The sequence below is a fragment of the Pelomonas parva genome (assembly GCF_043555835.1).
Classification (GTDB): domain Bacteria; phylum Pseudomonadota; class Gammaproteobacteria; order Burkholderiales; family Burkholderiaceae_C; genus Pelomonas; species Pelomonas parva.
Window position 1 is genome coordinate 426,812 of the sequence record NZ_JBIGHV010000003.1, and the last position, 24,049, is coordinate 450,860.

Genomic DNA, 24,049 nt, shown 5'->3' on the forward strand with positions numbered 1-24,049 from the left:
CACCGCCGCTGCGCACAGTCCGCCCCCACAAGATCACTTTCTCTCTCGGGGGCTCACATGGACGAATTGCTGGACCGGGTCGCAGACGCGACGCCGGAGGTCACCGCCACCACCACCAACGACGGCGCCGAGCTGCAGGGCTCGTCGTTCGACTACCTGACAAGACCTGGCACCGACCTCGCTGCCAAGGCGCAGGCCTTCCATGCCTGGGCGCAGACGCGGGTCACGCACGGCGTATTTCCCTACGCCAAGCGCCTGGGCGGCCGGCCGGGCGCGACAGCGGAGCTGACGATGCTGGACGGCCAGCGCCATGCGGGGCTGAACTTCTCGTCGCAGGAATACCTGTCGCTGGCCCGCCACCCCGCCGTATGCGCGGCGGCGCAGGCGGCGATGGAGCGCTACGGCGTGCACAGCGCCGGCTCCACGGCGCTGGCCGGCAATGTCGAGGAGACCACGGCGTTGGAGGCCGAGCTGGGCGAGCTGCTGCGCATGCCCGAGGTGCTGCTGTTTCCGACCGGCTGGGCCGCCGGCTTCGGCGCCATCAAGGGCCTGGTGCGTGAGACCGACCACGTCATCATCGACCAGCTGGCCCACAACTGCCTGCACGAAGGCGCCCGCGCGGCCACGCCCAATGTCCACCTGCACCGGCACCTGGACGCGGATCACGTCGAGCGCCTGCTCAAGCGCGTGCGCCAGCGCGACCCGCGCAACGGCATCCTGGTCGTCACCGAGGGTTGCTTCTCGATGGACGCCGACTCGCCCGACATCGCGCGGCTGCAGGCGCTGGCGCGCGAGCATGGCGCGCTGCTGATGGTGGACGTGGCCCACGACCTCGGCAGCCTGGGCGCGGGGGGCGGCGGCCAGCTGGAGCTGCAGGGCCAGCTGGGCCAGGTGGACCTGGTGATGGGCTCGTTCTCCAAGACCTTCGCGTCCAACGGCGGCTTCGTCGCCAGCCACGACCCGGCGATCAAGGAATACCTGCGCTTCTACGCCGCGCCCAACACCTTCTCCAATGCGCTGTCGCCGGTGCAGGTGGCCATCATCCGCGCCTGCGTGGCCATCGTGCGTTCCGCCGAGGGCGCCGCGCGGCGCGGGCGGCTGATGCAAGCCATCCTGGCGCTGCGCGGTGCGCTGACCGAGCAAGGCATCACCGTGCTGGGCCATCCCTCGCCCATCGTGCCGGTCATGCTGGGGCACGACGCGCTGGCCCGCGTGGCCAGCCGCGAGATGGGCCAGGCCGGCTTGCTGGCCAACCTGGTGGAGTACCCGGCGGTGTCGCTGAACAGCGCGCGGCTGCGCATGCAGGTGATGGCCGACCACACGCCGGCGCTGTGCCAGACGGCGGCGCGCATCGTGGCCGATGCACTGCAGCGGGCGCGGGTGCTAACGGGCGAGGTGCACTGAGTATTCGGGCCGAGCGCCGGGCCTGCCATGGCCTTCCGTAGGCACAAGCAGTCCGCAGGGACTGCTTGTGTCCGACTCCAGTTCACCAAGCCGGTCCACTTGGCGATGTGCTGGCGGCTCGATGCCGCAAGCATCGCCGTCCCCCCGGGGGCTGAGGCCGGCAATGACAAGTCCTGTGGACTTGTCGTGCCTGCCGAAGAGCAGCCGCTCCGTCGGCTGCGCGGTCTGCAAGACCGACCAGGCTCGCGCGCGTTCAGCGGCGAGACTGGGCGAGGGGCATATCAGTCGCGTGAAGGGATCTTGAGCCCGCGCTGCACGGCCGGCCGCGCGAGGAAGGCCTGCAGCACGCGGTCCACCTCGGCGAAGTCGCCGTAGCCGACCAGGTCGCCCGCGCCGTAGAAGCCGACCAGGTTGTTGACCCACGGGAAGACGGCGATGTCGGCCACCGTGTACTCGTCGCCCAGCAGCCAGGCCTTGCCCTGCAGATGCTTGTCCAACACGCCCAGCAGGCGACGCGACTCGGCGGCATAGCGGTCACGCGGGCGCTTGTCTTCATAGTCCTTGCCGGCGAACTTATGGAAGAAGCCGAGCTGGCCAAACATGGGCCCAACGCCGCCCATCTGGAACATCAACCACTGCAGCGCCTCGTAGCGTCGCGCGCCGTCCTGGGGTAGCAACTGGCCGGTCTTGTCGGCCAGGTAGATCAGGATGGCGCCGCTCTCGAACAGCGGCAGCGGCACACCGCCCGGGCCGCGCGGGTCGATGATGGCGGGGATCTTGTTGTTCGGGTTCAGCGACAGGAACTCGGGCGTGAGCTGGTCGTTGGTGTCGAACTTGACGAGGTGGGGTTCGTACTCCAGGCCCAGCTCCTCCAGCGCGATGGACACCTTGACGCCGTTGGGCGTGGGCAGCGAGTACAGCTGCAGGCGGTCCGGGTGGGCGGCGGGCCACTTGTGGGTGATGGGGAAGTCGCTGAGCTGGGTCATGGCAGGGGCCGGAGATGAAGTCGGCGCGACTGTAGAGGCGCGGGCAACAGCCTGTATTGGCCGTGGGTGGGTCAGGGCTTTGCGGAGCCGGGCTTTTTCAGCAGGTAGCGGATGCCGGCAATGGCGATCGCCACCACGCCACAGGCCAGACAACCCCAGTGCAGCACCGACAGCGGCACGATCCGCAACAGCCCGTTGGCCGCCGACAGCGGTTGCAAAGGCTGGATGTCGGCATGCATGACGCTGTCCAGCAGCACATGGCTCCAGGCCCCCAGCGCTGCGCCGATGGCCACCTGGCGCAGCGTCAGCGCCGGCAGCAGCCGCTTCACACCCGCCCGGCGCAGCAGCCAGAAGGCCGCCACGATGGCCAGCGCCACCAGCGTCGCGCCGACGTAGGTGTGGAAGAAGGCGTGCACCGGGTGGCGGCGGTGCACGAGGTTGTAGAGCGACTCCACGTCGATCAGCACATTGGCCGCGCAGAAGGCCAGGAAGCTGACATGGCGCGGCGCGATGGCCTGCAGCGCGGCGCCGGGGCCGAAGTGGAAGGGGGTGATGGGCATGGCGCACGACGATAACTGCGCCGGCGCGAAAATGCCCGCATGCCCACCACCGCCCCCGCCCCCGCGCAGCCCTCGCGGCTTGCGCTCTACCTGCAGCTGATCCGGTGGGACCGCCCCGCCGGCTGGCTGCTGCTGCTGTGGCCGACGCTGGCCGCGCTGTGGATCGCGGCGGATGGTTTCCCCGGCTGGCATCTGCTGGCCGTCTTCACGCTCGGCACGGTGCTGATGCGCTCGGCCGGCTGCTGCGTCAACGACGTGGCCGACCGCGACTTCGACAGGCACGTGAAGCGCACCGCGCAACGGCCGGTGACGACGGGCGCGGTGTCGGTGAAGGAGGCGTTGCTCCTGGGCGCGGCGCTGGCGCTGGTGTCCTTCGGCCTGGTGCTGACGACCAACCCGCCGGCCATCCTGCTGAGCTTCGCCGCGCTGGCCGTGGCCATCGCGTACCCGTTCGCCAAGCGCGTGCTGGCCATGCCGCAGGCGGTGCTGGGCGTGGCGTTCTCGTTCGGCATCCCGATGGCGTTTGCGGCGGCGCTGGGCGGCGCGGAGTGGAACCTCCGCTCGGTGCCGCTGTCGGCCTGGGGGCTGCTGCTGGCCAACCTGTTCTGGGTGCTGGCCTACGACACCGAGTACGCGATGGTGGACCGCGACGATGACCTGCGCATCGGTGTGCGCTCCTCGGCCATCGCGCTGGGGCGCTGGGATGTGGCCGGCATCATGTTCTTCTACGCCACCTACCTGGCGATGTGGGCCGGCCTGGGGCTGCGGCTGGGCCTGGGCCGCTGGTTCCTGGCCGGCATCGTCGTGGCGGCCGCGCAGGCGCTGTGGCACTACACGCTGATCCGCCAGCGCAGCCGCGCGGAGTGCTTCCGCGCCTTCCGCGCCAACCACTGGCTGGGCTTTGCGGTGTTTGCGGGCACCGCGCTGGACTTGGCGCTGAGGTGAAAAATAACGTCGCATCGCAACGGCATTCAGTGCCCGGCCACCCAGGCACGCGCTTACATTGCCCCGCGAAATGGCGGGGAGTGAAGCGATGACGAATGTGATGCGCCACGGCAGCGCGCTGGCGTTGGTGATGGGCCTGGCGCTGGCCGGTTGCGGTGGCGGTGGTGGGGGTGGCGGCACGTCGATAGTGGGCGGAACGCCCGTCCCGCCCGGCTCCTCGGGCAGCACCGGCGGCCTTTCCCCCGACCCGGCCGGCCCGTCGGCCAGCTTCGCCCAGCAATGCGCGCCCGCCAACACGCTCGCCAGCGCCAGCCAGCGCAATTCCTCGCTGGACACCGAGAAGAAGTGGCTGCGCGCCTATGTCGACGAGGCCTACCTGTGGCGCGACGAGGTGCCGCGCGTGGACCCGAACGAGCCGCGCTTCGGCGGCAGCGACATCTATGCCGCGATGGACAGCTACCTGGAGGCGCTGAAGACGCCGCAGCTGACCGACTCCGGCGCGCGCCGCGACAAGTTCAGCTTCAGCTACCCGACGGCCGAGTGGAACGCGCTGCTGGAAGGCGGCAGCGAGGTCAGCTACGGCATCGAATGGAACATCGCCAGTGAAACCCCGCCCCGGCGCGTGCGCATCGCCTATGTCGAGGCCGGCTCGCCGGCCGCCACGGCCGGCCTGCAGCGCGGCGACGAGCTGGTCAGCGTCGATGGCACCGCCGCCGACGTGACCTCGGATGCCGGCGTCGACGCGCTGAACGCCGGGCTCTACCCGGCCAGCGGTTCGACGCATGCGTTCGTCGTGCAGCGCGGCGGCGTGCAGCTGTCGCGCAGCCTCACGGCGACGCGCCTCACGCGCAACCCGGTGCCGCAGGCCCGCGTGCTGACGCTGCCCGGCGGCGCGCGCACCGGCTACCTGCTGTTCAACGACCACAACGTGCCGTCGGAGAACCTGCTGATCAGCGCCGTCAACGACTTCCGCACCCAGGGCATCAGCGAACTGGTGCTGGACCTGCGCTACAACGGCGGCGGCTATGTCTTCATCGCCAGCCAGCTGGCGACGATGATCGCGGGCACCACGCGCACAGCCGGCCAGGCCTTCGAGTCGCTGCGCTTCAACGCGCGCCGCAGCGCCGACAACGAGACGGAGCCCTTCCGCAGCACCTCGTGCGCGCTGGTCAACAGCCGCTGCACCAGCTCGCAACCCCTGCCCACGCTGAATCTGAGCCGCGTCTACGTGCTGGCGCAGGCGGGCACCTGCTCGGCCAGCGAGGCCATCATCAACGGCCTGCGCGGCGTGAACGTGGACGTCGTGCTGATCGGCGGCAAGACCTGCGGCAAGCCCTATGGCTACGTGGGCCGGGACAACTGCGGCATCTCCTATTTCCCGATGGAGTTCGCGGGCGTCAACGCCAAGGGCTTCGGCGACTACTCGGACGGCTTCGTGCCCGGCAGCGGGCCGACGGCGCGCTACGTGCCCGGCTGCACCGTGGCCGACGACTTCGGCCGACCGCTGGGCGACACGCAGGAGGCCATGCTGGCCGCCGCGCTGAACCACGCGGCCACCGGGCAATGCCCGATCAGCACGGGCGTCTCGGCCAGCGCGCGGGCGCTGAGCAGCGCGGCCGGCGAAGGCGCGGCGGCATTGCAGCTGCAGCGCCACCCCGCGCGCAGCAACCGGCTGCTCCTGCCCCGCTGAGCGGGCTCAGGCGTCGAGTTCGCGGCCTTCGAGCAGCACGCGCGCGACGGCACTGGCCACCTGATGCGCTGCGGCCTCGGTCGCCATGGCCCGGCCCAGCGACACCGCACCCACCAACATGGCCAGCGCCGCCAGGGCCGCTTCACGGTCCTGCGGCTTGGCCGGTGACGCCGGGCCTTCGACCACGGTCTGCGCCACGACATGGAGGCCCGCCTCGAAGACCGCACGGTCTTCCTCGCCGGCCCGCGCCACCTCGGGCGCCAGGCTTTGCAGGCTGCAGCTTTCGCCCAGCTCGCATCGGCGCTTGTCCGTCAGGTAGAAGCGGACGAAGCGCTCCCACCACTCGCCCGCGAAAGTCTGCTGGAAGTAGCGCACGCCCGCATCAAGGTCCGCCAGGCCGTGCGCGACGGCGGCCTTGAACGCCTCCTGCTTCGACCCGAAATGCACGTAGAAGGCGCCCGACGTCACGCCGGCGGCCTTGGCCAGGCCGTCCACACCCACACCGCCAAAGCCGCTGCGCCGGAAGCTGCGCCCCGCAGCGTCCAGGATGCGCTCCCGGGTCTGGGCCTTCTGCTCCTGTCTCGACATGGACTTCCCTCGACTGCTGTGACGACGGACGATTCTAGTTGACCAGATAACGATCGTTATCTATTCTTGGATAACGGTCGTTATTCCAACATCCGTCCACTGCCCACTGAAGGAGTTCCCATGCCCATCACCCTCACGCTCACGGAAGGCGTCCTGCCCGCCGGCACGGAGAAGCAGGCCATTGCCGAACTGACCCGCGCGCTGCTCGCGAGCCACGGCCTGACCGGCAACCAGGTCATGACGCCGAATGTCACCGCCCACCTGCACCTGCTGCCCAAGGGTCACACCTTCGCGGCGGGTGAAGAGGTGGAAGGCGCCTGGGTGGAGACCAAGACGCCCAGCTTTGCGCTCGCCGATCGCCAGGTGCAGCAGGCGTTCTTCGCCGAAGCGACCGCGATCCTGCGGCGCCTCTCGAACGGTCGCCTGCCCGCTGCGAACATCTGGACGAACGGCGTGCACGCCGTCGACGGCACCTGGGGCATCGCCGGCCAGGCGCTGTCCAATACGGAGCTGGGCGAGGCCATCAGCCAGGGATAGCGAGCACGGCCCGCCGTCATCAACCCTTCTTGTTGACGCCGCCGGGGAACTTCGCGCGGATGGCGTCCGTCCAAGCAAGAAGCCCCAGCGTCTCGCTGTGCGGCATGCGCGGGCTCTCCAGCAGGCCGGCGCGGATGCAGGCCTGCGCCTCGGCGACTTCGCCCTCGAAGCCGTTGATGACGTAGGGCGCCTCGAAGCGCTGGGCCGGCGCCTTGCGCGTGACCAGCTCGACGGCTTCGGAGCCCCAGAAGTCCATCGGGAAGCGCAGCCCGGCCTGGCTGCCGATAACCTCGAAGGCGTTCACCGACGACGCATCGAAACCGCAGCGGAACTGCGAGGTCACGCCGCCGGGGAAGTGGAAGGTTGCCGTGACGGACGCGTCCACGCCGGTGGCCGCCAGCGTGGCGGCCACATCGATGGACAGCGGCTCGGGGCAGGCGCCGTCGTTCATCTGCTGCAGCACCCAGCGCGTCACGGCCAGGTTGTAGATGCCGATGTCCCACAGCGAGCCGCCGGCCAGCGCCGGGTTCCAGCAGCGGTGCGTCAGATCGGTGGGGCCAGTGAAGCAGAAGCTCGACACCATCGCGCGCAGCTCGCCGATGGCGCCTTCGCGCAGCAGGCGGCTGGCCGTGTCGTAGGCCGGCAGGAAGCGCGTCCACAGCGCCTCCATCAGGAACACGCCCTGCTCGCGCGCCAGATTGATCAGTTCCTGGCCTTCTTCCAGCGACGTGACCAGCGGCTTCTCGCACAGCACGGCCTTGCCGGCCAGCAGCGCGGCACGGATGTACTCGCCGTGATTGGAGTGCGGCGTGGCGATGTAGACGGCGTGCACCGACGTGTCGGCCAGCAGGTCGGCCAGGTCGGTCGTCACGCGCGCCGGCTCGCCGTCGCGTTTCCACTGTTCGGCATAGGCCTGGCCCTTGGCCGCATCGCGTGCGAACACGGCGCCCAGGCGGGCGCCCGGCACGGCGGCGAGCGCGCCGGCAAAACGGTTGGCGATGCCGCCGGGGCCGATCACGCCCCAGTTGAAGATGTCATGGGCCATGGCTGAGTGCTTTCACAAGGTCGGATTGCGTGAGGATGCCGACGAGCCGAGCCTGCTCGCCGACGATGGGAATGTGGTGGTGGCCGGTGGCCGAGAACAGTGGCACCAGCTCGGCGATGGCGCGCTCGGCGCTGGCCACGCGCACCTGGCGGCTCATGATCTGGCCGACGACTTCGGGCTTGGTCGAGTGCGAGTGGGGCGACGGTTTCAGCAGCGTCTGCAGCCGGCCGGCCAGGCCGTCGCGCTGCTCGGCTTCAGCCGCGCGCATGAAGTCGGCGCGCGTGACGATGCCGACGATGCGCTGCACGCGGTCCACCACCGGCAGCGCCTTGATGCGGTGCTGCTGCAGCAGCGCCCAGGCCTCGGCCAGCGGCGTGCCGAACTCGGTGGTGATGACGGGGGTGGACATGATGTCCGCGCAGCGCAGGCCGCCCAGCCGGTTGCGGTAGCTGAGCAGCTCGGCCTCGTGCAGCAGGCCGGCGAGGTCGTCGCGCGGCACATCCAGCACCTGGTTGTAGCGGGCCAGCACGGCGTCCAGTTCGGCGTCGCCAAAGCGCGGCGGCGCCACCTGCGCGCCGGGCGCGGCCACGGGCGCCTGCACGTGCTGCGCATGCGGGTAGCGGCGGCCGGTCAGCGTGTTGTAGGCCATGCCGGCCAGCACCAGCAGCAGCGAATTGAGCGCCACGGGCAGCAGCGCGAACTGCCAGTCGGTCGTGGCCGTCGTCACCATCAGCAGGCTGGCCGCGCCGCCGGGCGGGTGCAGGCAGCGCAGCATGAACATCAGGCCGATGGCCAGCGCCACGGCGACGGCCGCCGTCGCCAGCGCCGGCAGCGGCAGCCAGCGCAGACAGGCGATGCCCACGAGGGCCGACACGGTGTTGCCGCCCACCACGGCCCAGGGCTGGGCCAACGGGCTGGACGGCAGGCCGAAGACGAGCACGGCGCTGGCACCCAGCGGCGCCACCAGCCACGGCAGGCCCGGCGCCATGGCGGCCTGACTGAGCGCACCGGCCAGCAGGATGCCCAGCCCCGCACCCAGCAGCACGCGCAGGCGCTCGCGCGCATTGACGGCCTGCGGCGCGGGCCGCAGCGCGTTCAGCAGGCTCAGCGCCCGCGCGGAAAAGGTGGCAGCAGGAAGCATGTTCGGCGGCAGCACCCCGGGGGGTTGAACCCGGGACGGGCGCCGATTGTGCGACCCGCAGCGGTACGCGGGGTTACGGCTGCGTCGCTGGGCCGAGCGCCGGGCCGCTCCCAAGCCGGCCCGGTAGGCGATGTGCGAGCGGGGCTTCCCCCGCGAGCATCGCCGTCCCCTCGGGGGCTGAGGCCGGACACGGCAAGTCCTGTGGACTTGTCGTCCCTGCCGAAGAGCAGTCGCTCCGTCGGCTGCGCGGTCTGCAAGACCGACTGGGCGGGCCCGCGTTCAGCGGCGCAAGACCGGGCGAGGGGCTCAATTCAACCCTTGCCGAGCACGCCGCTCATCTGCGCCTTCAGCACCAGCGCCTGGGCGCGGCGGTCCTTGGTGGCGGCGCGCTGGTAGGCGGTCTCGGCCTTCTCGCGCAGCGCGACGGCGCGCTCCAGCGCCTCCTGGTAGCGCTCGATGGTGTAGGTGTTCTCGGTGCCGATGTAGACGCTGCGCGCCAACGGCGTGTCGCCGAAGCGGGGTAGGGTTACCGCGAAGCTGCAATCACGGACACGACTTCCCGCACGCTGGCGAACGATGGGGCCGGAGATGCCCGAGGGCAGGTCACTCTGCTTCTTGCGGCTGGGCGTGCGGCGCAGGCGCGACGGCGCCGGCAGCGTCGCGATGCGCTTGAGCAATTCCTTGGTGGCCAGGGCCAGTGCGCGTTTCGCGCCGCTGCCGTCCTGGCTGTGGTCGGAGAACAGCTTGGTGCCGCCGTAGCGGAGCTGCCAGCCGTGCGTCGAAAGATGGTCGATGCGCTGGATGCACTGCGGCACCAGCATGCGCTCGCCGGTAAAGATCACGACGTCCCGCGTTTTCATGTTCTGCCCCAATTTGTCATGCCCACCGTCGTCGTGCGCGGCAAGTCGTCTAACGCCCCTCTGCTACGGCGGGAGTTTAGGAGTGTCAGCAGGGCTGCCGCGAATTTATGACGCCATGAAAACATTTCCATCGCCATAAAGTCAGTTGGCGGACAGCTAAACACTCAACTGGGGGGGGCGGGTGACTATCTAGGGCGACCGGGCCGCTGGCGCTGCAGTGCCGGTGCAAACAGCTCCATCACACGCAGTTGCGCGCCGCTGCGGCTGAACACGGAGTTGCGCGACCACAGCATCTGCGCCGGCATGACCTGGCCCGTGGCCGCCAGCCACTGGCGCGCGGCATGGCGGCGCGTATGGCCGTGGCGCGAGAGTCGGCGCGGCTGCAGCTCGCTGCGGTGGATGCGGTCGTCGTCGTAGAGGAGGTGCGCCAGCGGCCTGGTGCCCAGGCCCTTCAGCGCGCGCCAGGGGCCGGTGGTGGCGCGCTGGTGCACGGCCGAGCGGGCCCAGACCAGCGGCTCATCGTCGACACGCAGGATGACCTCGCGCACCACGGTGAGCCCGCGCGGCGGCAGGCCCAACGCAGCGCGCTCCTGGGCGCGGAACGGCGCGACGCGTTGGCGCAGCAGCTGCACGCTGAAGCGCTCACCCAGCCGGGCCAGGCGGCGGCTCAGCGAGCCGGGCGCCCGCAGCCAGTCGCGCAGGCTGTCGCGGGTGGCGATGCCCACTTCAGCCGAACTCTTTGCCCAGCTCTGCCGCGCGCTGTTGCGCCGCCAGCACCGCTCGGCGGATGGCGGCGTCGACGGCGTCGGCCTGCAGCGACGTGACGGCCGCGTAGGTCGTGCCGCCCTTGCTCGTCACGCGCTCGCGCAGCGTCGTGGGCGACTCGTCCGACGCCAGGCCCAGCGCGGCCGCACCGGCGCAGGTAGCCAGCGCCAGCCGGCGGCCCTGCTCGGCGGTCAGGCCCATGTCGACGGCGGCGGCCATCATGGCCTCGACGAAGAAGAAGAAATAGGCCGGGCCCGAGCCCGACAGCGCGGTCACGGCGTCGAGGTCGTCCTCGCGGGCCACCCACAGCGTCTGCCCGGTCGGCGCGAGCAGCTTGTCGACGGCGACGCGTTCATCGGCCGACACGGCCGGCCGCGCATACAGGCCGGCGATGCCCTGGCCGATCAGCGCCGGCGTGTTGGGCATGGACCGCACGATGCGCTCGGCGCCGGTGGCCGCGACCAGCGAATCGGTGCGGATGCCGGCCATCACCGACAGCTGCAGCGCGCCGCCCACCCAGGCCTTCAGCGGCGCGGCGGCCTCGGCGAAGAGCTGCGGCTTGACCGCCCAGACGACAGTGCCGGCGGCGGCCAGCGTGGCGTCACCGGCGGCCAGCGGCTGAAGGCCGAACTCGGCCGCGAGCTTGTGCCTCTGCGGCTCATACGGTTCGACGACGAGGATCTGGCGGGCGCTCAGGCCGGCGCGCAGCAGCCCGCCGATGACGGCGCTGGCCATGTTGCCGCCGCCGATGAAGGCAATCACTTCTGGATTCATGGGGCGCGAGTCTACGGTCCGATGAGCTTCAAGCCGGGTCTGCCACGATGCGGTTGCGCCCCGCCGCCTTGGCCGCGTAGAGCGCGCGATCGGCGCGGCGGTAGAGGGCCTCGAAGGCCTCGCCCGGCACCGCCACCGCCAGGCCGGCGCTCAGGCTGATGGCGCGGCCGTCGCTGGCGCGCACCGCGCCCGCCGCCTGGCAAAGCCGCTCACCGATGCCCCGAGCCGTGGCCGGCGAGCAGTTGAACAGCAGCACCGCAAACTCGTCACCGCCCAGCCGGCCGGCCAGGTCGCCCTGGCGCAGCGAGTCGCGCAGCAGCGCCGCGAAACGGGTCAGCACCGCGTCGCCCTCGGGGTGGCCGAGCTGGTCGTTGATGGCCTTGAAGCCGTCCATGTCGCAGACCATCAGGCAGGCCGGCAGGCGGCTCGCCCGCGCCTGGTTCAGCAGCACGCCGCTGGCCGCCTCGAAGTGGGCGCGGCTGGCCACGCCGGTCAGCGCGTCGGTGTTGGCGCGCCGCTCCAGCTCCATGCCCACCGCCTGCAGCCGCGCCTCCACCCGGCCGTGAAGCATCAGCAGCATGGCCGACACGCGCGTCACCGCCACGGCGATGTTGACCACCATCAGCACCGCCAGCAGATGCCCCGGCGCCGGCAGGCCGCTGCCCACGTAGGGCCAGGTCTGCACCGAACGCCACAGGCTCATGACGATGATCAGGGCCGCGCCCAGGCCGATCAGTCCCAGGCCCAGGCGCGACGGCCGGTCGACCGAGCGCAGCTGGGTCAGCACATAGTGGCCAAACAGCAGCGCCTGCAGGGTGGTGAGCGCCGTGAAGATGACGGAACGGGTGGCGTAGTCGTGGCCCTGGCGCCAGACGACGAACCAGATCGCGAAGCCCACCAAGGCCAGGCCCCAGCGCCACGCCATGCCCGGCCAGATACGGCGGCGGAACCAGATGCGCAGGCCCAGCTCCAGCGTCGGCATGCCGGCCAGGAAGGCCGCGTTGCTGGCCGGCACCGCCAGCCAGCCCAGCGATGTGCTGCTGGCCAGCAGCATCAACGCCCCGCCGGTCAGCACCGCCTCGTTGACCACCCACCAGCCAAAGCCCACCGCGCCGCGGCGGCGCGCGCTGCGCCAGAACAGGCCCAGCAACACGGCCATCAGCAGATGGACGATGGTGCTGATGGTGAAGGTGGTGGTCAGGTCCAGCGGCATACGGGGTCGGGCCATGCTAACCGCGCCCACCCGCTTGAGACGCCGCTGAGACGCTCGTGAGACGCGGGCCCGGCAGCATGGCCGCAACCTGAAGGACCGACCATGAGCCACCGCCACCCCGCCCTGCGCGCCCTGCCCGCCGCCCTTGCCCTGATCAGCCTGCTGCCCGCCCCCGGCGGCGCGGCGGTGCACCTGTGGACTGGCACGGCCAGCGCCAACTGGAGCGACGCCGCCAACTGGGTCGACGGCCTGCCGCCGGCCGGCAGCGAGACCGAGCTGGTGCTGGACAGCGCGGCCCGGGCCGCGACGTTCAACGACATCGCCGGCGGCTTCGCACTGCGCGGCCTGACGCTGGGTGCCAACGCCCCCGCGCCCACGCTCGGCGGCCAGGCGCTGCGCTTCCAGGGCGAGGGCGCCTTCCTGCGCCTGCAGTCCGACGGCGGCCACGGCCGCGTGCAGGCCGACCTGGTGCTGGACAGCACGCTGCAGGTCGCCGGCGGGCCCAGCCTGACCAGCCAGCTGTTCCTGCAAGGCGGCATCAGCGGCAGCGGCGGCCTCGCGCTGCTCAGCGGTCGCGTCGTGCTCAGCGGCGCCAACAGCTACACCGGCACCACCACCATCGCCGCAGGGGCGACGGTGGGCGCCGCCGGCACCAGCCTCGGCAGCCACACGGCCGTGCAGGTGGCCGCAGGCGCCGAGCTGCAGCTGGTGGGGGCCGGCGGCAGCGGCACCCGCGTCGGCGCGCCACTGCAGCTGGCGGGCCTGCTGTCCAGCAGCGCCAGGAAGGTCAGCAACTTCCTCGGCCAGCCCGTGTCGGGCGCCAGCGTGGAAGGGCCGGTCACGCTGGCGGGCAATGCCCGCGTGCTGGCCTTCGGCGCCAGTGGCGCCGGCCTGCAGGCGACCGAGCTGATCGTCAGCGGGGCGGTGCAGCGCGCCGGCCATGCGCTGACGCTGCAGACCGGGGGCGCCAACAACCTGCTGCGCGTCAGCGGCGACATCACGGGCAACGGCGACCTGCTGCTCAAGCCGGCCGGCGGGCAGATCGTCGTCGGCACCGTGGCCGGTGACGGCGCCGTGCGCGCGACGGGCGCCGGCGGCGGGGTCAGCCTGGGCGCCGTCAGCGGCGACGGCGCCTTCGACGTGGCCTTTGACGAGGGCCACTTCGGCCAGGTCACGAGCACCGGCGCCATCAGCGGCGCCCGCCCGCTGCGCGTCAGCGGCGGCACGCTGAACCTCGGCAGCCAGGCGCACAGCTTTGTCGGCACCGTGCAGATGACCGGCAGCGGCCAGGTCACGGCGACGCATGAGAGCCACCTCGGCGCCGCCGCCAACACGCTGCTGTTCGACCAGGGCGGCGTGCTGGAACTCACCGGCAGCGCCTCGCTGAGCCGCGCCGTGCTCACCACCGGCGGCATGGGCACCGTGCTGGTGGCCGGCAACACGACGGGCACGATCAGCTCGGTCATCAGCGGCAGCGGCGGCATCGCCTTCGCCAACTTCGGCGTGCGCAGCGGGCTGACGCTGACGGCCACCAACACCTTCGAGGGCGGCCTGGCCATCGGCAGCGGCATCCTGATGCTGTTCGACCGCGACGCCAACCTCGGCGCGGCCGGCGGCGGCATCACGCTGGGCGGCATCCTGGCGCTGCCGGGCGGCTTCACGCTGGACCGGCCACTGGAAGTCTCGGGCGCCAGCGCCAGCCTCAGCGCGGCTGCAGCGGGCACGCACCGCCTCACCGGCCCCATCACCGGCAACGGCACGCTGAACCTCGGCGGCAACAACGCGGCCAGCGTCTTCGTGCTGGCGGGCAGCGCCAGCCACAGCGGCGGCGTCAAGCTGGCCAGCGCCACGCTGGAGCTGGACAGCGACGCCCGCCTGGGCGCCGCTACGGGCGTGCTGGACCTGGGCCGCGCCAACGGCCTGCGCAACCTGCCTGCCACGCTGCGCGCCACGGCCGACCTGAGCATCGCCGCCACGCGCAGCACCAGCTTTCGCGACATGACGGTGGACACGAACGGCTTTGACGTCGTCTTCAACCAGCCCATCAACGGCCTCGGCATGATCAAGGCCGGCGCCGGCACCTGGACGCTGAACACCGCCAACCCCAACACCAGCGGCGACAACCACGTCAACGTGCAGCAAGGCACGCTGGCCCTGGGCGTGGACGAGGCGCTTGGCAGGCGCAGCACGGTGGAGGTGGCTGCCGACGCGCGGCTGGCGCTGGGTGGACATGCGCTCAGCGTCACCACGCTGAACAGCGCGGCCGGCAGCGTGGTGGACCTGGGCACGGGCGGCACCTTGCGCCCGCTGTTCGGCACGCTGGACGGCGAACTCACCGGCCAGGGCAGCCTGGTCGTCGGCCGCGCGGGCTTCTCGGCCGGCGCCGTGACGCTGAACGGTGCGAATGGCTTCACCGGCACGGTGGAGGTCATGCACGGCAGCCGCCTGACGCTGGGCCACGCACAGGCGCTGGGCGCGGCCGGCAACCTGATCCTGCTGGACAACGGCGCGCTGGAGGTCACCAACCGGCTCGCCGCGCCGCTGGTCATCACGGCGGCCACCCAGCTGCAGATCGGCACCGGCGGCGCGGGCTTTGTGGCCAATGGCCAGTCCATCATCGTGGAGAGCGCCATGACCGGCAGCGCGCCGCTGCGCATCCAGGGCGGCAGCATGCCGGGTGACGGCGGCGACAAGTTCGACGTGCGCCTGGCCCACCGCGCCAACAGCTTCACCGGCGACCTGGTGCTGGGCGACCCGCAGGGCTTCGGCAGCGCCGTGCTGGGCATCACGGCCGACGGCTCGCTGGGCGCGGCGGGCAACCGGCTCATCCTCGGCAAGAGCTTCTACGACGGCGAATCCACCCGCTCTGCACAAGGCGGCCTGCGCGCCTGGGACTCGCTCACTCTTGGCCCCACGCGCAGCGTGCTGCTGGACGGCGAGTCGGACAGCCGGGCCGGCTTCATCGACACCAACGGTCACACCGTGGTGGTGGCGGGTGCCATCGACGAGCTGGCCTCGGGGCTGGGCCTGCTGAAGACGGGCGCCGGCACGCTGGTGCTGAATGGCCAACAGGGCTACAGCGGCGACACCGTCGTCGACGCCGGCACGCTGGGCGGCCACGGCGAGGTGCAGCGGCTGGCCGTGCAGGCCGCCACGCTGGCGCCGGGCGAGAGCGCGGGCCTGTTCGGCGTGCGCGGCGACCTGAGCTTCAGCGGCGGCGCGCTGCTGGACATGGAGCTGGGCGGCCTGGCGCGCGGCAGCGGCTACGACGCGCTGGACGTGGGCGGCAGCGTCGACCTAGGCGGCGACACCGTGCTGCGCTTGAGCTTCATCGGCGGCTTCACGGCGCTGGCGGGTCAGCAGTTCCAGCTCATCAACGCGGGCGGCGGGCTGTTCGGCGAGTTCGCCAACGTGGCCGACGGCGGCCGGCTGCTGACGGTGGACGGCGCTGGCAGCTTCATCGTGCATTACGGCGATGGGCAGGGCTTGGTGCTGAGCGACTTCAGCGCAGCGGCCGTGCCCGAGCCGGGCAGCTGGGCACTGCTGCTGGCGGGCGCCGGGCTGCTGGCCTGGCGGCGGCGCCGCGCCGAGTAGCGAAACAAAGCAGCGACGCGACGCGGGTATGGTCGCGGCCCATGCGCCTTCATCGCCCTGACCGCCGCACGCTGCTGCTCTGCACCCTCGCCCTCGCCGGCTGTGCCGGCGGCCCGCCTACGCCCAGGCCCTGGGCCGAGACGGCCACGCGCGAGCTGGGGCTGTCGCTGACCAGCTTCGAGGCGCTGGGCCGGCGCGTGACCGTCACGCGCAGCGCCGGCGCTCCGGCGGCCACACCCGTGGTCGTCTACCTGCCCGGCCTGGGCCAGGGCAGCGACGCGGGCCAACGCTGGGCCGCCGCCTGGGCGCTGGCCGGCAACACGGTGCTGGCCGTGCAGCCACTGGAGGCCGATGCGGCGGCATGGCGGTCCGAGCTGTCGCGCACCGGCGAGTTCCGCGCGCTGGGCCTGCTGCATTACGGCGATGCGCTGCGCGCCGAGCGCCTGGCCGCGCTGCGCCGCCTGCTGCCGGCCCTGCGCGCGGCGCAACCGGCGCTGGACTGGGGCCGCGCCGCGCTGGCCGGCTATGAGACCGGCGCGCAGACCGCGTTGGACGCGCGCGGCGACGCCGGCTGGCAGGCCGTCATCGCCATCAGCCCGCCGGCCATGCAGGCGCCGAGCGTGGGCGCCGCGACGCTGCTGGTCACCAGCGACATCGACCACGACCCGCTGGGCCTGCTGCGCCAGCCCGCCGAGCGGCGCCAGGCGTTCGACACGCTGGCCCCCGGCGGCGGCTGGCTGCTCAACCTCGGCAGCGTGACGCATGCGGCGCTGGCGGGCACGCTGGCGCCCGAGGGCTGGCATGCGCAGGACCAGCACCGCCAAAAGTCCGGCAGCGTCATGGCCGAGCGCGGCAGTGGCGGGCCGACAGGCCCGGCCGGCGGCGGCGGGCGCGGCCCGCGCAGCGGCAGCGCGACGGAGGCGGCGCAGATCGACGTGGGCGAGGGCTTGCGCCTGAGCCGCGCCTTCCTGGACGCGCAACTGCGCGGGGCGGCGATGCCGGCCAGCGCGGCGCTGCTCGCCCGCTGATCAGTCCCCTTGCAGGGCGCGCCCTCGCAGAGCTCGGGCCCCTCCTGAGGCGAGTCGGCCCAAGCAGTTGGGCCGCCTGTCCTCAGTCGGCGTCCAGCCCCAGGAACCCGCCGCTCTGGTGCGCCCACAGCCGCGCATAGATGCCGTTCATCGCCAGCAGCTCGGCATGCGTGCCCTGCTCGACGACGCGGCCGGCGTCCATGACGATGAGGCGGTCCAGCGCGGCAATCGTCGACAGCCGGTGCGCGATGGCCACCACCGTCTTGCCCTCCATCAGCGTGTAGAGCGACTGCTGGATGGCGGCCTCGACCTCGCTGTCCAGCGCGCTGGTGGCCTCGTCCAGCAGCAGGATGGGCGCGTCCTTCAGCATCACGCGGGCAATGGCGATGCGCTGGCGCTGGCCGCCCGAGAGCTTGACGCCGCGCTCGCCGACGAAGGCCTCGAAGCCGGTGCGGCCCTTGGGGTCGGACAGCGTGGCGATGAACTCGTCGGCATGCGCCCGCTCGGCGGCACGCTGCATGTCGGAGGCAGCAGCATCGGGGCGGCCGTAGAGGATGTTCTCGGCCACCGAGCGGTGCAGTAGCGAGGTGTCCTGCGTGACCATGCCGATATGGCGGCGCAGCGAGTCCTGCGTCACCTTGGCAATGTCCTGGCCGTCGATGAGGATGCGACCGCCGTCTGCCGGCAGGTCGTACAGGCGCAGCAGCAGGTTGACCAGCGTGCTCTTGCCCGCGCCACTGCGGCCCACCAGGCCGATCTTCTCGCCGGGCTTGATGGTCAGGTCCAGCCCTTCCACGACGACCTTGCCGTTCGGGTAGGCAAAACGCATCTTCTCGAAGCGCACCTCGCCGCGCGGCACGGTCAGCTCGGTGGCGCCATTAGCATCGGCGATCGACTGCGGCTTGGACAGCGTGGCCAGGCCGTCCTGCACGGTGCCGATGTGCTCGAACAGCGACGCCATCTCCCACATCACCCAGTGCGAGATGCCGTTCAGTCGCATCGCCATCGCCGTGGCCGCCGCGACGGCGCCGACACCGATGGCCGACACGCCCCACAGCCACAGCGACAGCAGCGCCGTGCTGCCGACCAGCAGCGCCGACAGGATGGCGTTGACGACCTCGAAGCCGGTGACCAGGCGCATCTGCGCATAGGCCGTGGTCATGAAGTCCTGCATCGCCGACTTGGCATAGCTGGACTCGCGGCGGCCGTGGGCGAACAGCTTGACGGTGGCGATGTTGGTGTAGGCGTCGGTGATGCGGCCGGTCATCAGGCTGCGCGCGTCGGCCTGCGCCTGCGCGATCTTGCCCAGGCGCGGCACGAAGAAGCGCAGCGCCACGAGGTAGAGCGCCAGCCAGACGGCAAAGGGCGCCATCAGCCAGGCGTCGAAGCTGGCGACGATGGCGACCATGGTGCCGAAGTAGACGGCCACGTAGACGAGGATGTCGACGACGATGAGCCAGGTGTCGCGCACGGCCAGCGCCGTCTGCATGACCTTGGTGGCGATGCGGCCGGCGAACTCGTCGCCGAAGAAGGCCAGGCTCTGATTCAGCATGCGGCGGTGAAACAGCCAGCGCATGCGCATCGGGAAGTTGCCGAACACGCCCTGGTACTTCATCAGCGCCTGCACGCCCGCCAGCAGCACGCTGACGCCCAGCACGCCGAGCAGCATCAGCACGACGGGCTGCGGCTTGGCCCACAGCTCGGCGGGCTTCATGTTGGAGAGCCAGTCGACCAGCGAGGCCATCAGGCTGAACAGCAAGGCCTCGGCGGCCGCGATGCCGGCCGTGAACAGCATGACGACCAACAGATGTGGCCGCACGCCATCGGCGCAGCGCCACAGGAAGGGGAAGAACTGGGTCGGCGGCGGCGTGCCGGCGGGTTCGGGGTAGGGGTCGACGAGGCGCTCGAAGCGCGTGGCCAGGGCTTGAAACAGGGGCATCCGGCTAGTGTCGCCGGACACCGTTGTCAGGGCGTGGCATCAGCGTGACGCAGGAGGGCGGCCGACCGGCCGCTTCCTGCCCAACACCAGCCCCCCGGCACTCAGCGCAGCCGCACGCTGCTGACGAGCAGGATGCCGGTCGCTTCGGCTTGGGCCGGGTGCGAGATCCCCGTGCGGATCGCCACCATGCCGTCAGGCCCTGGCACCAGCGCCCCGAAGTCGAGTCCCGAGCTGGCCGGTAACGACAGCGTGTCCAGCAAGGCGTAGCTGGCCATGTCTGCGACGAGCAGGCGGGTCTTGGCGCCAGCGTTGGCGTCCAGGCACAGGATTCGGCCTGCTGCCGCGAAGCGACAGCCGCTGCCGGAGCTGAACTGGCCGTCCAGTTCGAGGCCCGGCGTGCGGGCCACCCGGTTGTTGACGAGCAGGCGCTCCCCCATGCGGTCGATCGTGCGCTGGTAGAACCCACCGCCGAAGCCGATCACCTGGCGCTCGGCCAGACCATCGGCCAGCACCTCCAGCCGACGCAGGCCGAACTCGGTGGTCTCGTTGTTGTAGCCGTAGACCGACTGACCGTCGGCACCGAAGACGATGAGGTTGGAGCCGGTGTGATCCTGGGACTGCCGGGGCTGCACCTGCATGGCGCGCACCAGGGCGACGCCGCCATGCTTGGGGCTGACGCCGGGGCGCGCCAACGCCACCGCGAAGACATTGGCATCCACTGGCGAGGCGGCCAGCGTCTCGGTCACGAACTGGCCGTAGAACTGACTCGACGGCAGCCGCACGCGGCCGATCTCGGCAAAGCCGGGCAGGGCCAGCCGCACGACCTCGCCGCTGCCGTCCAGGCCGACGTAGATCGAAGCCCCATCGGCAGCGATCGCCATCGCACCGGGCTCCGAGCCGACGGGTAGCGAGTGCGCGACGGCGCCGCTGGCCGGGTCGATGGTGGCGATGCGATTGCCCGTGCCCACGACCGCGCCCGGCACGCTGGCGTAGTAGACGCCGCGCCGGGCGTCGAACAGCAGCGCGTTGTGCCGCAGCGCGACGCTGCGGGTGAACACGTCGTCGACGACGACAGCCTGGCCGGCGACCGTGCCCTGCACGAGCCGCAGCGTGTGCAACGGCTCCACCGCGCCGCGCGTGGAGTCTTCGTACTGGCGGTCCGCACGCAGCAGGCCGATGCCTGGGCCCCACCAGGTTTCATCGCTGCCCTTGAACACGTAGTCGGCCGGATAACCGCCGCCGGCCAGCGGCTTCGAATACATGGCCGTGATGCGGTAGGCCGTTAGAAAGCGCGCCGCCTGCACGGTGCGTGCGCCGATGCGGTAGTCCTCGAAGCCGAGGAAGGTCTGCGTCAGCTCGAACGAGAAGCCCTCGTTCACGCCGTCGCCGTCGACATCCTGGCCGTAGCTGCCCTGGCGCAGCACGCGGCGCACGCTGCCCACGGCGTAGAAGGGGTCGGCGTACTCCAGCGGATCACCCACCAGCTTCGCGGCAGCGTCGGGCAGGCCGCCCGTGAACGGGCCGACCACTTCGAGACCCTCGGCGGTGCGCCGGTAGCCGCTGGTCCCTTCACCGTCGACCGGGTCGGTTTCCTGCCAGCCGACAGTGCCTGCGGCCGTGCCGGCGACGATGCGCACGGTCACCGTGCGGGTGCTGCCGCCCGCGCCGTTGGTGCGCTCATACGTCCAGTTGTCACCGACCGCCATGGGGAAATAGTTGTCGGCACGCCGATCCAAGCGCGCGCCTGAGGGGTTGTTGTCGCTGCGCACCGTGGCCGGTGGCGGGCGGCTGCCCGCAGGGACGACGGGCGCGGGCGTCACGGGTGGCGTCACGGCCCCGCTGTTGCTGCCACCGCCGCCACTACCGCCGCCGCCGCCGCCGCCGCCGCAGGCGGAAAGCATCGCCAAGGCGATGACGACGTACCACCGGGCCACGCAGCGCTGCGCGGCCATCCCTGTCCATGTCTTCATGGGTTCTCCTTGCCGCCTGAACGCGGTCTCCCTCGCCGTGATTGTCACCAGGCGGCGTGGGCGCGGCCCCAGTGCGCCCCCTGAACCAAGGGTTAGCGCCTGGCCGACGGCCTGGCGCCGCGCCGCCTCACCGCGCCCTGACGACGATGCGGTCTCCCGAATAGCTCACGGCCATCGCTGGCGCATCGAAGTCGACGGTGCGGTCGCCGGGCTTGAGGAAGCGGATGTTGAAGGTCCGCTTCGTCACCATGCCCGCATAGCCCCCGGCGCGCGGCGCTATGGTGAGTTCCGCGCGCTTGTCGTCATAGGCGAAAGGAATACGCGTGGATTGGCCGGCCTTGTACGAGTTCGAGACGCCGTCGTCTTCGTAGAGGCTGTAGCTTCCGTCGGCGCCGGTGTAGACGTTGATGGTCAGCGGCGCGTCGGGCTTCTCGTCCACGTATTGCGTGACGGGGCCCATGGGCAGGATGGCGCCCGCCTTGACGAACAGGGGCAGCTGCTCCATCGGGGCGGCCACGGTGCGCGTCTCGCCGCCTTTGACCATCTCACCCGTCCAGGCGTCGAACCAGGTTGCCGTGCCGGGCGTACCAGGGAAATAGACCGTGCGGGACGTCGCGCCATACCGCGTCACCGGCGCCACCAGGATGGACTTGCCGAACAGGTATTGGTCGGCAATCTTCCTGGCCGCAGCGTCTGCCGGGAAGTCCAGCGCCAGGCCGCGCATGATGGGCGCGCCCTCGTAGTGGCTGTCCGCAGCGGCCGTGTAGATATACGGCATCAGCCGGTAGCGCAGCTCCAGGAACCACACCAGGTTGGCCCGCATGGCGGAGCCCTCGGGTGAGATCTCGTGGATCTCGCGCTTCACGCCTTCGCCATGGCTGCGCATCAGGGGCGAGAAGGCGCCGAACTGCCACCAGCGCTGGTTCAGCTCCTGCCACTCCTTCAGGTCTGCGGCGGTGCGCGTGCCGCCGCCGGCGCGGTTCTCCTGCAGCCCCGCGACGGACTTGTCCTGGAAGCGGGCTTCCTGCGCATAGCCGCCGATGTCGTGCGTCCAGTTGGGCACGCCGGAGAAGCCGGTCTGCACACCCGCCGAGATCTGCTTGTGCAGGTTGTCCCAGGTGCCGACGACATCGCCCGACCACAGCGCCGCCGCGTTTCGCTGCACGCCCGCGAAACCGGAGCGGGTCAGGATGAAATGGCGGGCGTCCGGGCGGTCGCGCTTCAGGCCGTCGTGCACGGCCTGGGTGGCCATGGTGGCGTAGGCGTTGGTCACCAACGCGCCGGGGCCCATCTGCGTCGGCGTGATCAGCTCGGCGAGTTCCTCGGGGCTGACGTTGGAGCGCACATCCGGCTCGGTGTTGTCCATCCACCAGGCGTCGAAGCCGAGGTCGACCAGCGGCTTCTTCAACTGGCGGTAGTAGATGTCTCGCGCTTCCTGGCTGTAGGGCGAGAAGTGGCTGTTGAGGTAGCCGGGGCCCACCCAATCCTTCATGCCGAGCTCGACATTGCGGCGCCACATGTGGCCCTTGGCGTCCAGCTCCTGGTAGTGGGCGGTGTTGGGGTAGAACTTGCCCCAGATCGAAATCATGATGCGGGCGTTCTGGCGATGGACCTCATCGACCATGCCCTTGGGGTCCGGGAAGCGCGCCGCGTCGAAGGTATGGCTGCCCCATTGGTCTTCCGGCCAGTAGAACCAGTCCTGCACGATGGCGTCGATGGGCCAGCGGTTGGCACGGTAGGTCTTGAGCACGTCCAGCAACTCGGCCTGCGTGCGGTAGCGCTGCCGGGACTGCCAGAAGCCGTAGGCCCATTTCGGCATCAGCGGCGGGATGCCGGTGACGTGGTGGTAGCCGCGGATGACGCCTTGCATCGACTCGGCGCCGATGAAGTAGTAGTTCAGGGCCGTGCCGGCTTCGGACGCGAAGCGCAGCGAGTGCTTGTCGGCGGCGGGTTCGGGGTCGGAGTGGTGCAGCGAGATCAGGCCGCTCGTCGGCAGCCACTCGACATGCAGGCTGACCGGCTTGCCCTTGCTGAACGCTTGCTCGAAGTTGTTGTACCAGCCGTTCCAGCCCATGCGCCAGACGCCGTGGTCGAACAGCGTCTTGCCGTCGACCTTCAGCGTCACATAGTCGGACGCGAACAGGCGCATCTTGTGCAGCCCCGGCTTGTCGGACGCGGCCGTGCCCTCCCAGACGACCTTGACCTTCTTGCCGCGCGTGGCCGCACGGCTCAGCGCTGGGTCGGCGGGCCAGTGTTTGCTGACATCGCTGAGGAACTGATAGCGGATGTCGGGCTCGACGCGGGTCAGCATCAACTGGTCGTCGACGTAGTACTTCGCCGTCAGGCCGCTGCTGCCGTCCAGGGCCGTGAGCTTCAGGTCACGGCTGGCCAGCCCGAAGCGCCGCGGGTTGCCGAAGCGTGTGACGGCGGCGTTGTCCCAGAGCACGCCGTAGTTGCTGTCGGAGACGACGAAGGGAATGGCGATGTCCATGTTGTGCTGGCGCAGCTCGATGTCTTCGCCATTCAGGTCCATCTGCGCGTTCTGGTGCTGCCCCAGGCCGTAGAACGCCTCTGTCGTGCCCCGGTTGAACTGGGCGGAGGGCGCGACAAAGGACTTGCCCTCGACCGTGACCGGCTGGATGCCGGCGCTGGCCGTCGTCAGCACGGCAGCGCCCTTGGCGTTGAAGAACGTGACGCGGCCGTCCTTCAGCGACACCTGGGCCGACGCCTGGCCGGCATCGAGCGTCACCGTGTCGCCGCCGGCCTTCACCGTGAAGCGCCCGCTGGGCTTGGCGACGGTCATCAACGAGGCCAGCTGCGGCCGCGCCGGGTCGTCGACGCCGATGACCTGGATGATGGCCTCGGTGATGGCGTTGACACGCAGTTCCTTCACGCTGCCGGTGTCTGGCCTCACCAGCACGCCCGTGGGCGTGGGCTGGTAGGTGCCGGCGACGGCAGCGGTCGTGGCCAGCAACGTGGCGGCGAGCAGGGCGAGCGAGCGGGTCATGTC

Annotated in this window: 18 protein-coding genes; 6 read left to right on the forward strand and 12 right to left on the reverse strand. The window is 71.0% G+C overall.

All coding sequences use genetic code 11. The features are described 5' to 3' along the window. Nucleotides 1–57 precede the first annotated feature (57 nt). Nucleotides 58–1,404: an aminotransferase class I/II-fold pyridoxal phosphate-dependent enzyme gene (locus tag ACG00Y_RS09375; RefSeq protein ID WP_394478150.1), complete on the forward strand. Its 1,347-nt coding sequence runs from the start codon at nt 58–60 to the stop codon at nt 1,402–1,404. Nucleotides 1,405–1,685: 281 nt separating this feature from the next. Here the strand turns inward: ACG00Y_RS09375 and ACG00Y_RS09380 are convergent, their stop codons facing one another. Together ACG00Y_RS09380 and ACG00Y_RS09385 are read right to left on the reverse strand one after the other, a co-directional pair. After that, nucleotides 1,686–2,390: a glutathione S-transferase N-terminal domain-containing protein gene (locus tag ACG00Y_RS09380; protein WP_394478152.1), complete on the reverse strand. Its 705-nt coding sequence runs from the start codon at nt 2,388–2,390 to the stop codon at nt 1,686–1,688. A 71-nt stretch (nt 2,391–2,461) separates the two neighbouring features. Further along, the gene (locus tag ACG00Y_RS09385; protein ID WP_394478154.1) at nt 2,462–2,950 is read right to left on the reverse strand and encodes a metal-dependent hydrolase; all 489 of its coding nucleotides are present in this window, start codon (nt 2,948–2,950) and stop codon (nt 2,462–2,464) included. A 39-nt stretch (nt 2,951–2,989) separates the two neighbouring features. On the opposite strand from ACG00Y_RS09385, the gene ubiA reads away from it, so the two are divergent. Then, complete coding sequence (gene ubiA / locus ACG00Y_RS09390) at nt 2,990–3,895, forward strand: 4-hydroxybenzoate octaprenyltransferase (protein ID WP_394478156.1); 906 nt, start codon at nt 2,990–2,992, stop codon at nt 3,893–3,895. 88 nt (nt 3,896–3,983) lie between these two features. Beyond that, nucleotides 3,984–5,585 carry a S41 family peptidase gene (locus ACG00Y_RS09395; protein ID WP_394478158.1) on the forward strand — a complete coding sequence of 534 codons (1,602 nt, stop codon included), beginning with the start codon at nt 3,984–3,986 and terminating at the stop codon, nt 5,583–5,585. Nucleotides 5,586–5,591: 6 nt separating this feature from the next. Here the strand turns inward: ACG00Y_RS09395 and ACG00Y_RS09400 are convergent, their stop codons facing one another. After that, a complete protein-coding gene (locus tag ACG00Y_RS09400; RefSeq protein ID WP_394478160.1) occupies nt 5,592–6,173 on the reverse strand; it encodes a TetR/AcrR family transcriptional regulator in 582 nt (193 codons plus the stop codon). Between the two features lie 120 nt (nt 6,174–6,293). Here ACG00Y_RS09400 and ACG00Y_RS09405 point away from each other — a divergent pair, with 120 nt between their 5' ends. Then, complete coding sequence (locus ACG00Y_RS09405; RefSeq protein ID WP_394478162.1) at nt 6,294–6,710, forward strand: 4-oxalocrotonate tautomerase; 417 nt, start codon at nt 6,294–6,296, stop codon at nt 6,708–6,710. 19 nt (nt 6,711–6,729) lie between these two features. Here the strand turns inward: ACG00Y_RS09405 and ACG00Y_RS09410 are convergent, their stop codons facing one another. The 6 genes from ACG00Y_RS09410 to ACG00Y_RS09435 form a co-directional block, all read right to left on the reverse strand. Continuing rightward, on the reverse strand, nt 6,730–7,755 hold the full coding sequence (locus tag ACG00Y_RS09410; RefSeq protein WP_394478164.1) for a Gfo/Idh/MocA family protein: 1,026 nt from the start codon (nt 7,753–7,755) through the stop codon (nt 6,730–6,732). Further along, nucleotides 7,745–8,896, reverse strand: coding sequence for an HPP family protein (locus ACG00Y_RS09415; protein WP_394478166.1), 1,152 nt, complete (start codon nt 8,894–8,896; stop codon nt 7,745–7,747). The genes ACG00Y_RS09410 and ACG00Y_RS09415 overlap by 11 nt, the downstream gene beginning before the upstream one ends. A gap of 311 nt (nt 8,897–9,207) precedes the next feature. Then, nucleotides 9,208–9,756 (reverse strand): hypothetical protein, encoded by a 549-nt coding sequence (locus ACG00Y_RS09420; RefSeq protein WP_394478168.1) that lies wholly within the window; start codon nt 9,754–9,756, stop codon nt 9,208–9,210. Nucleotides 9,757–9,941: 185 nt separating this feature from the next. After that, nucleotides 9,942–10,481, reverse strand: a complete 540-nt coding sequence (locus ACG00Y_RS09425; RefSeq protein WP_394478170.1) for a chorismate--pyruvate lyase family protein — start codon at nt 10,479–10,481, stop codon at nt 9,942–9,944. 1 nt (nt 10,482) lies between these two features. Further along, nucleotides 10,483–11,295: a pyrroline-5-carboxylate reductase gene (gene proC / locus ACG00Y_RS09430; RefSeq protein WP_394478172.1), complete on the reverse strand. Its 813-nt coding sequence runs from the start codon at nt 11,293–11,295 to the stop codon at nt 10,483–10,485. Nucleotides 11,296–11,323: 28 nt separating this feature from the next. Beyond that, entirely contained in the window at nt 11,324–12,523 is a 1,200-nt protein-coding gene (locus tag ACG00Y_RS09435; RefSeq protein WP_394478174.1) for a GGDEF domain-containing protein, read from the reverse strand. Nucleotides 12,524–12,610: 87 nt separating this feature from the next. On the opposite strand from ACG00Y_RS09435, the gene ACG00Y_RS09440 reads away from it, so the two are divergent. Next, nucleotides 12,611–16,102, forward strand: a complete 3,492-nt coding sequence (locus tag ACG00Y_RS09440) for a beta strand repeat-containing protein (protein ID WP_394478176.1) — start codon at nt 12,611–12,613, stop codon at nt 16,100–16,102. A 41-nt stretch (nt 16,103–16,143) separates the two neighbouring features. Then, complete coding sequence (locus tag ACG00Y_RS09445; protein ID WP_394478178.1) at nt 16,144–17,130, forward strand: alpha/beta hydrolase; 987 nt, start codon at nt 16,144–16,146, stop codon at nt 17,128–17,130. Between the two features lie 82 nt (nt 17,131–17,212). On the opposite strand, the gene ACG00Y_RS09450 is transcribed toward ACG00Y_RS09445, so the two are convergent. The 3 genes from ACG00Y_RS09450 to ACG00Y_RS09460 all read right to left on the reverse strand — a co-directional run bounded on the left by ACG00Y_RS09450 (nt 17,213) and on the right by ACG00Y_RS09460 (nt 24,046). Then, nucleotides 17,213–19,069, reverse strand: coding sequence for an ABC transporter ATP-binding protein (locus ACG00Y_RS09450; RefSeq protein WP_394478180.1), 1,857 nt, complete (start codon nt 19,067–19,069; stop codon nt 17,213–17,215). A 101-nt stretch (nt 19,070–19,170) separates the two neighbouring features. Next, complete coding sequence (locus ACG00Y_RS09455) at nt 19,171–21,039, reverse strand: YncE family protein (RefSeq protein WP_394478182.1); 1,869 nt, start codon at nt 21,037–21,039, stop codon at nt 19,171–19,173. Nucleotides 21,040–21,166: 127 nt separating this feature from the next. Further along, a complete protein-coding gene (locus ACG00Y_RS09460; RefSeq protein WP_394478184.1) occupies nt 21,167–24,046 on the reverse strand; it encodes a TIM-barrel domain-containing protein in 2,880 nt (959 codons plus the stop codon). Between the last annotated feature and the right edge of the window lie 3 nt (nt 24,047–24,049).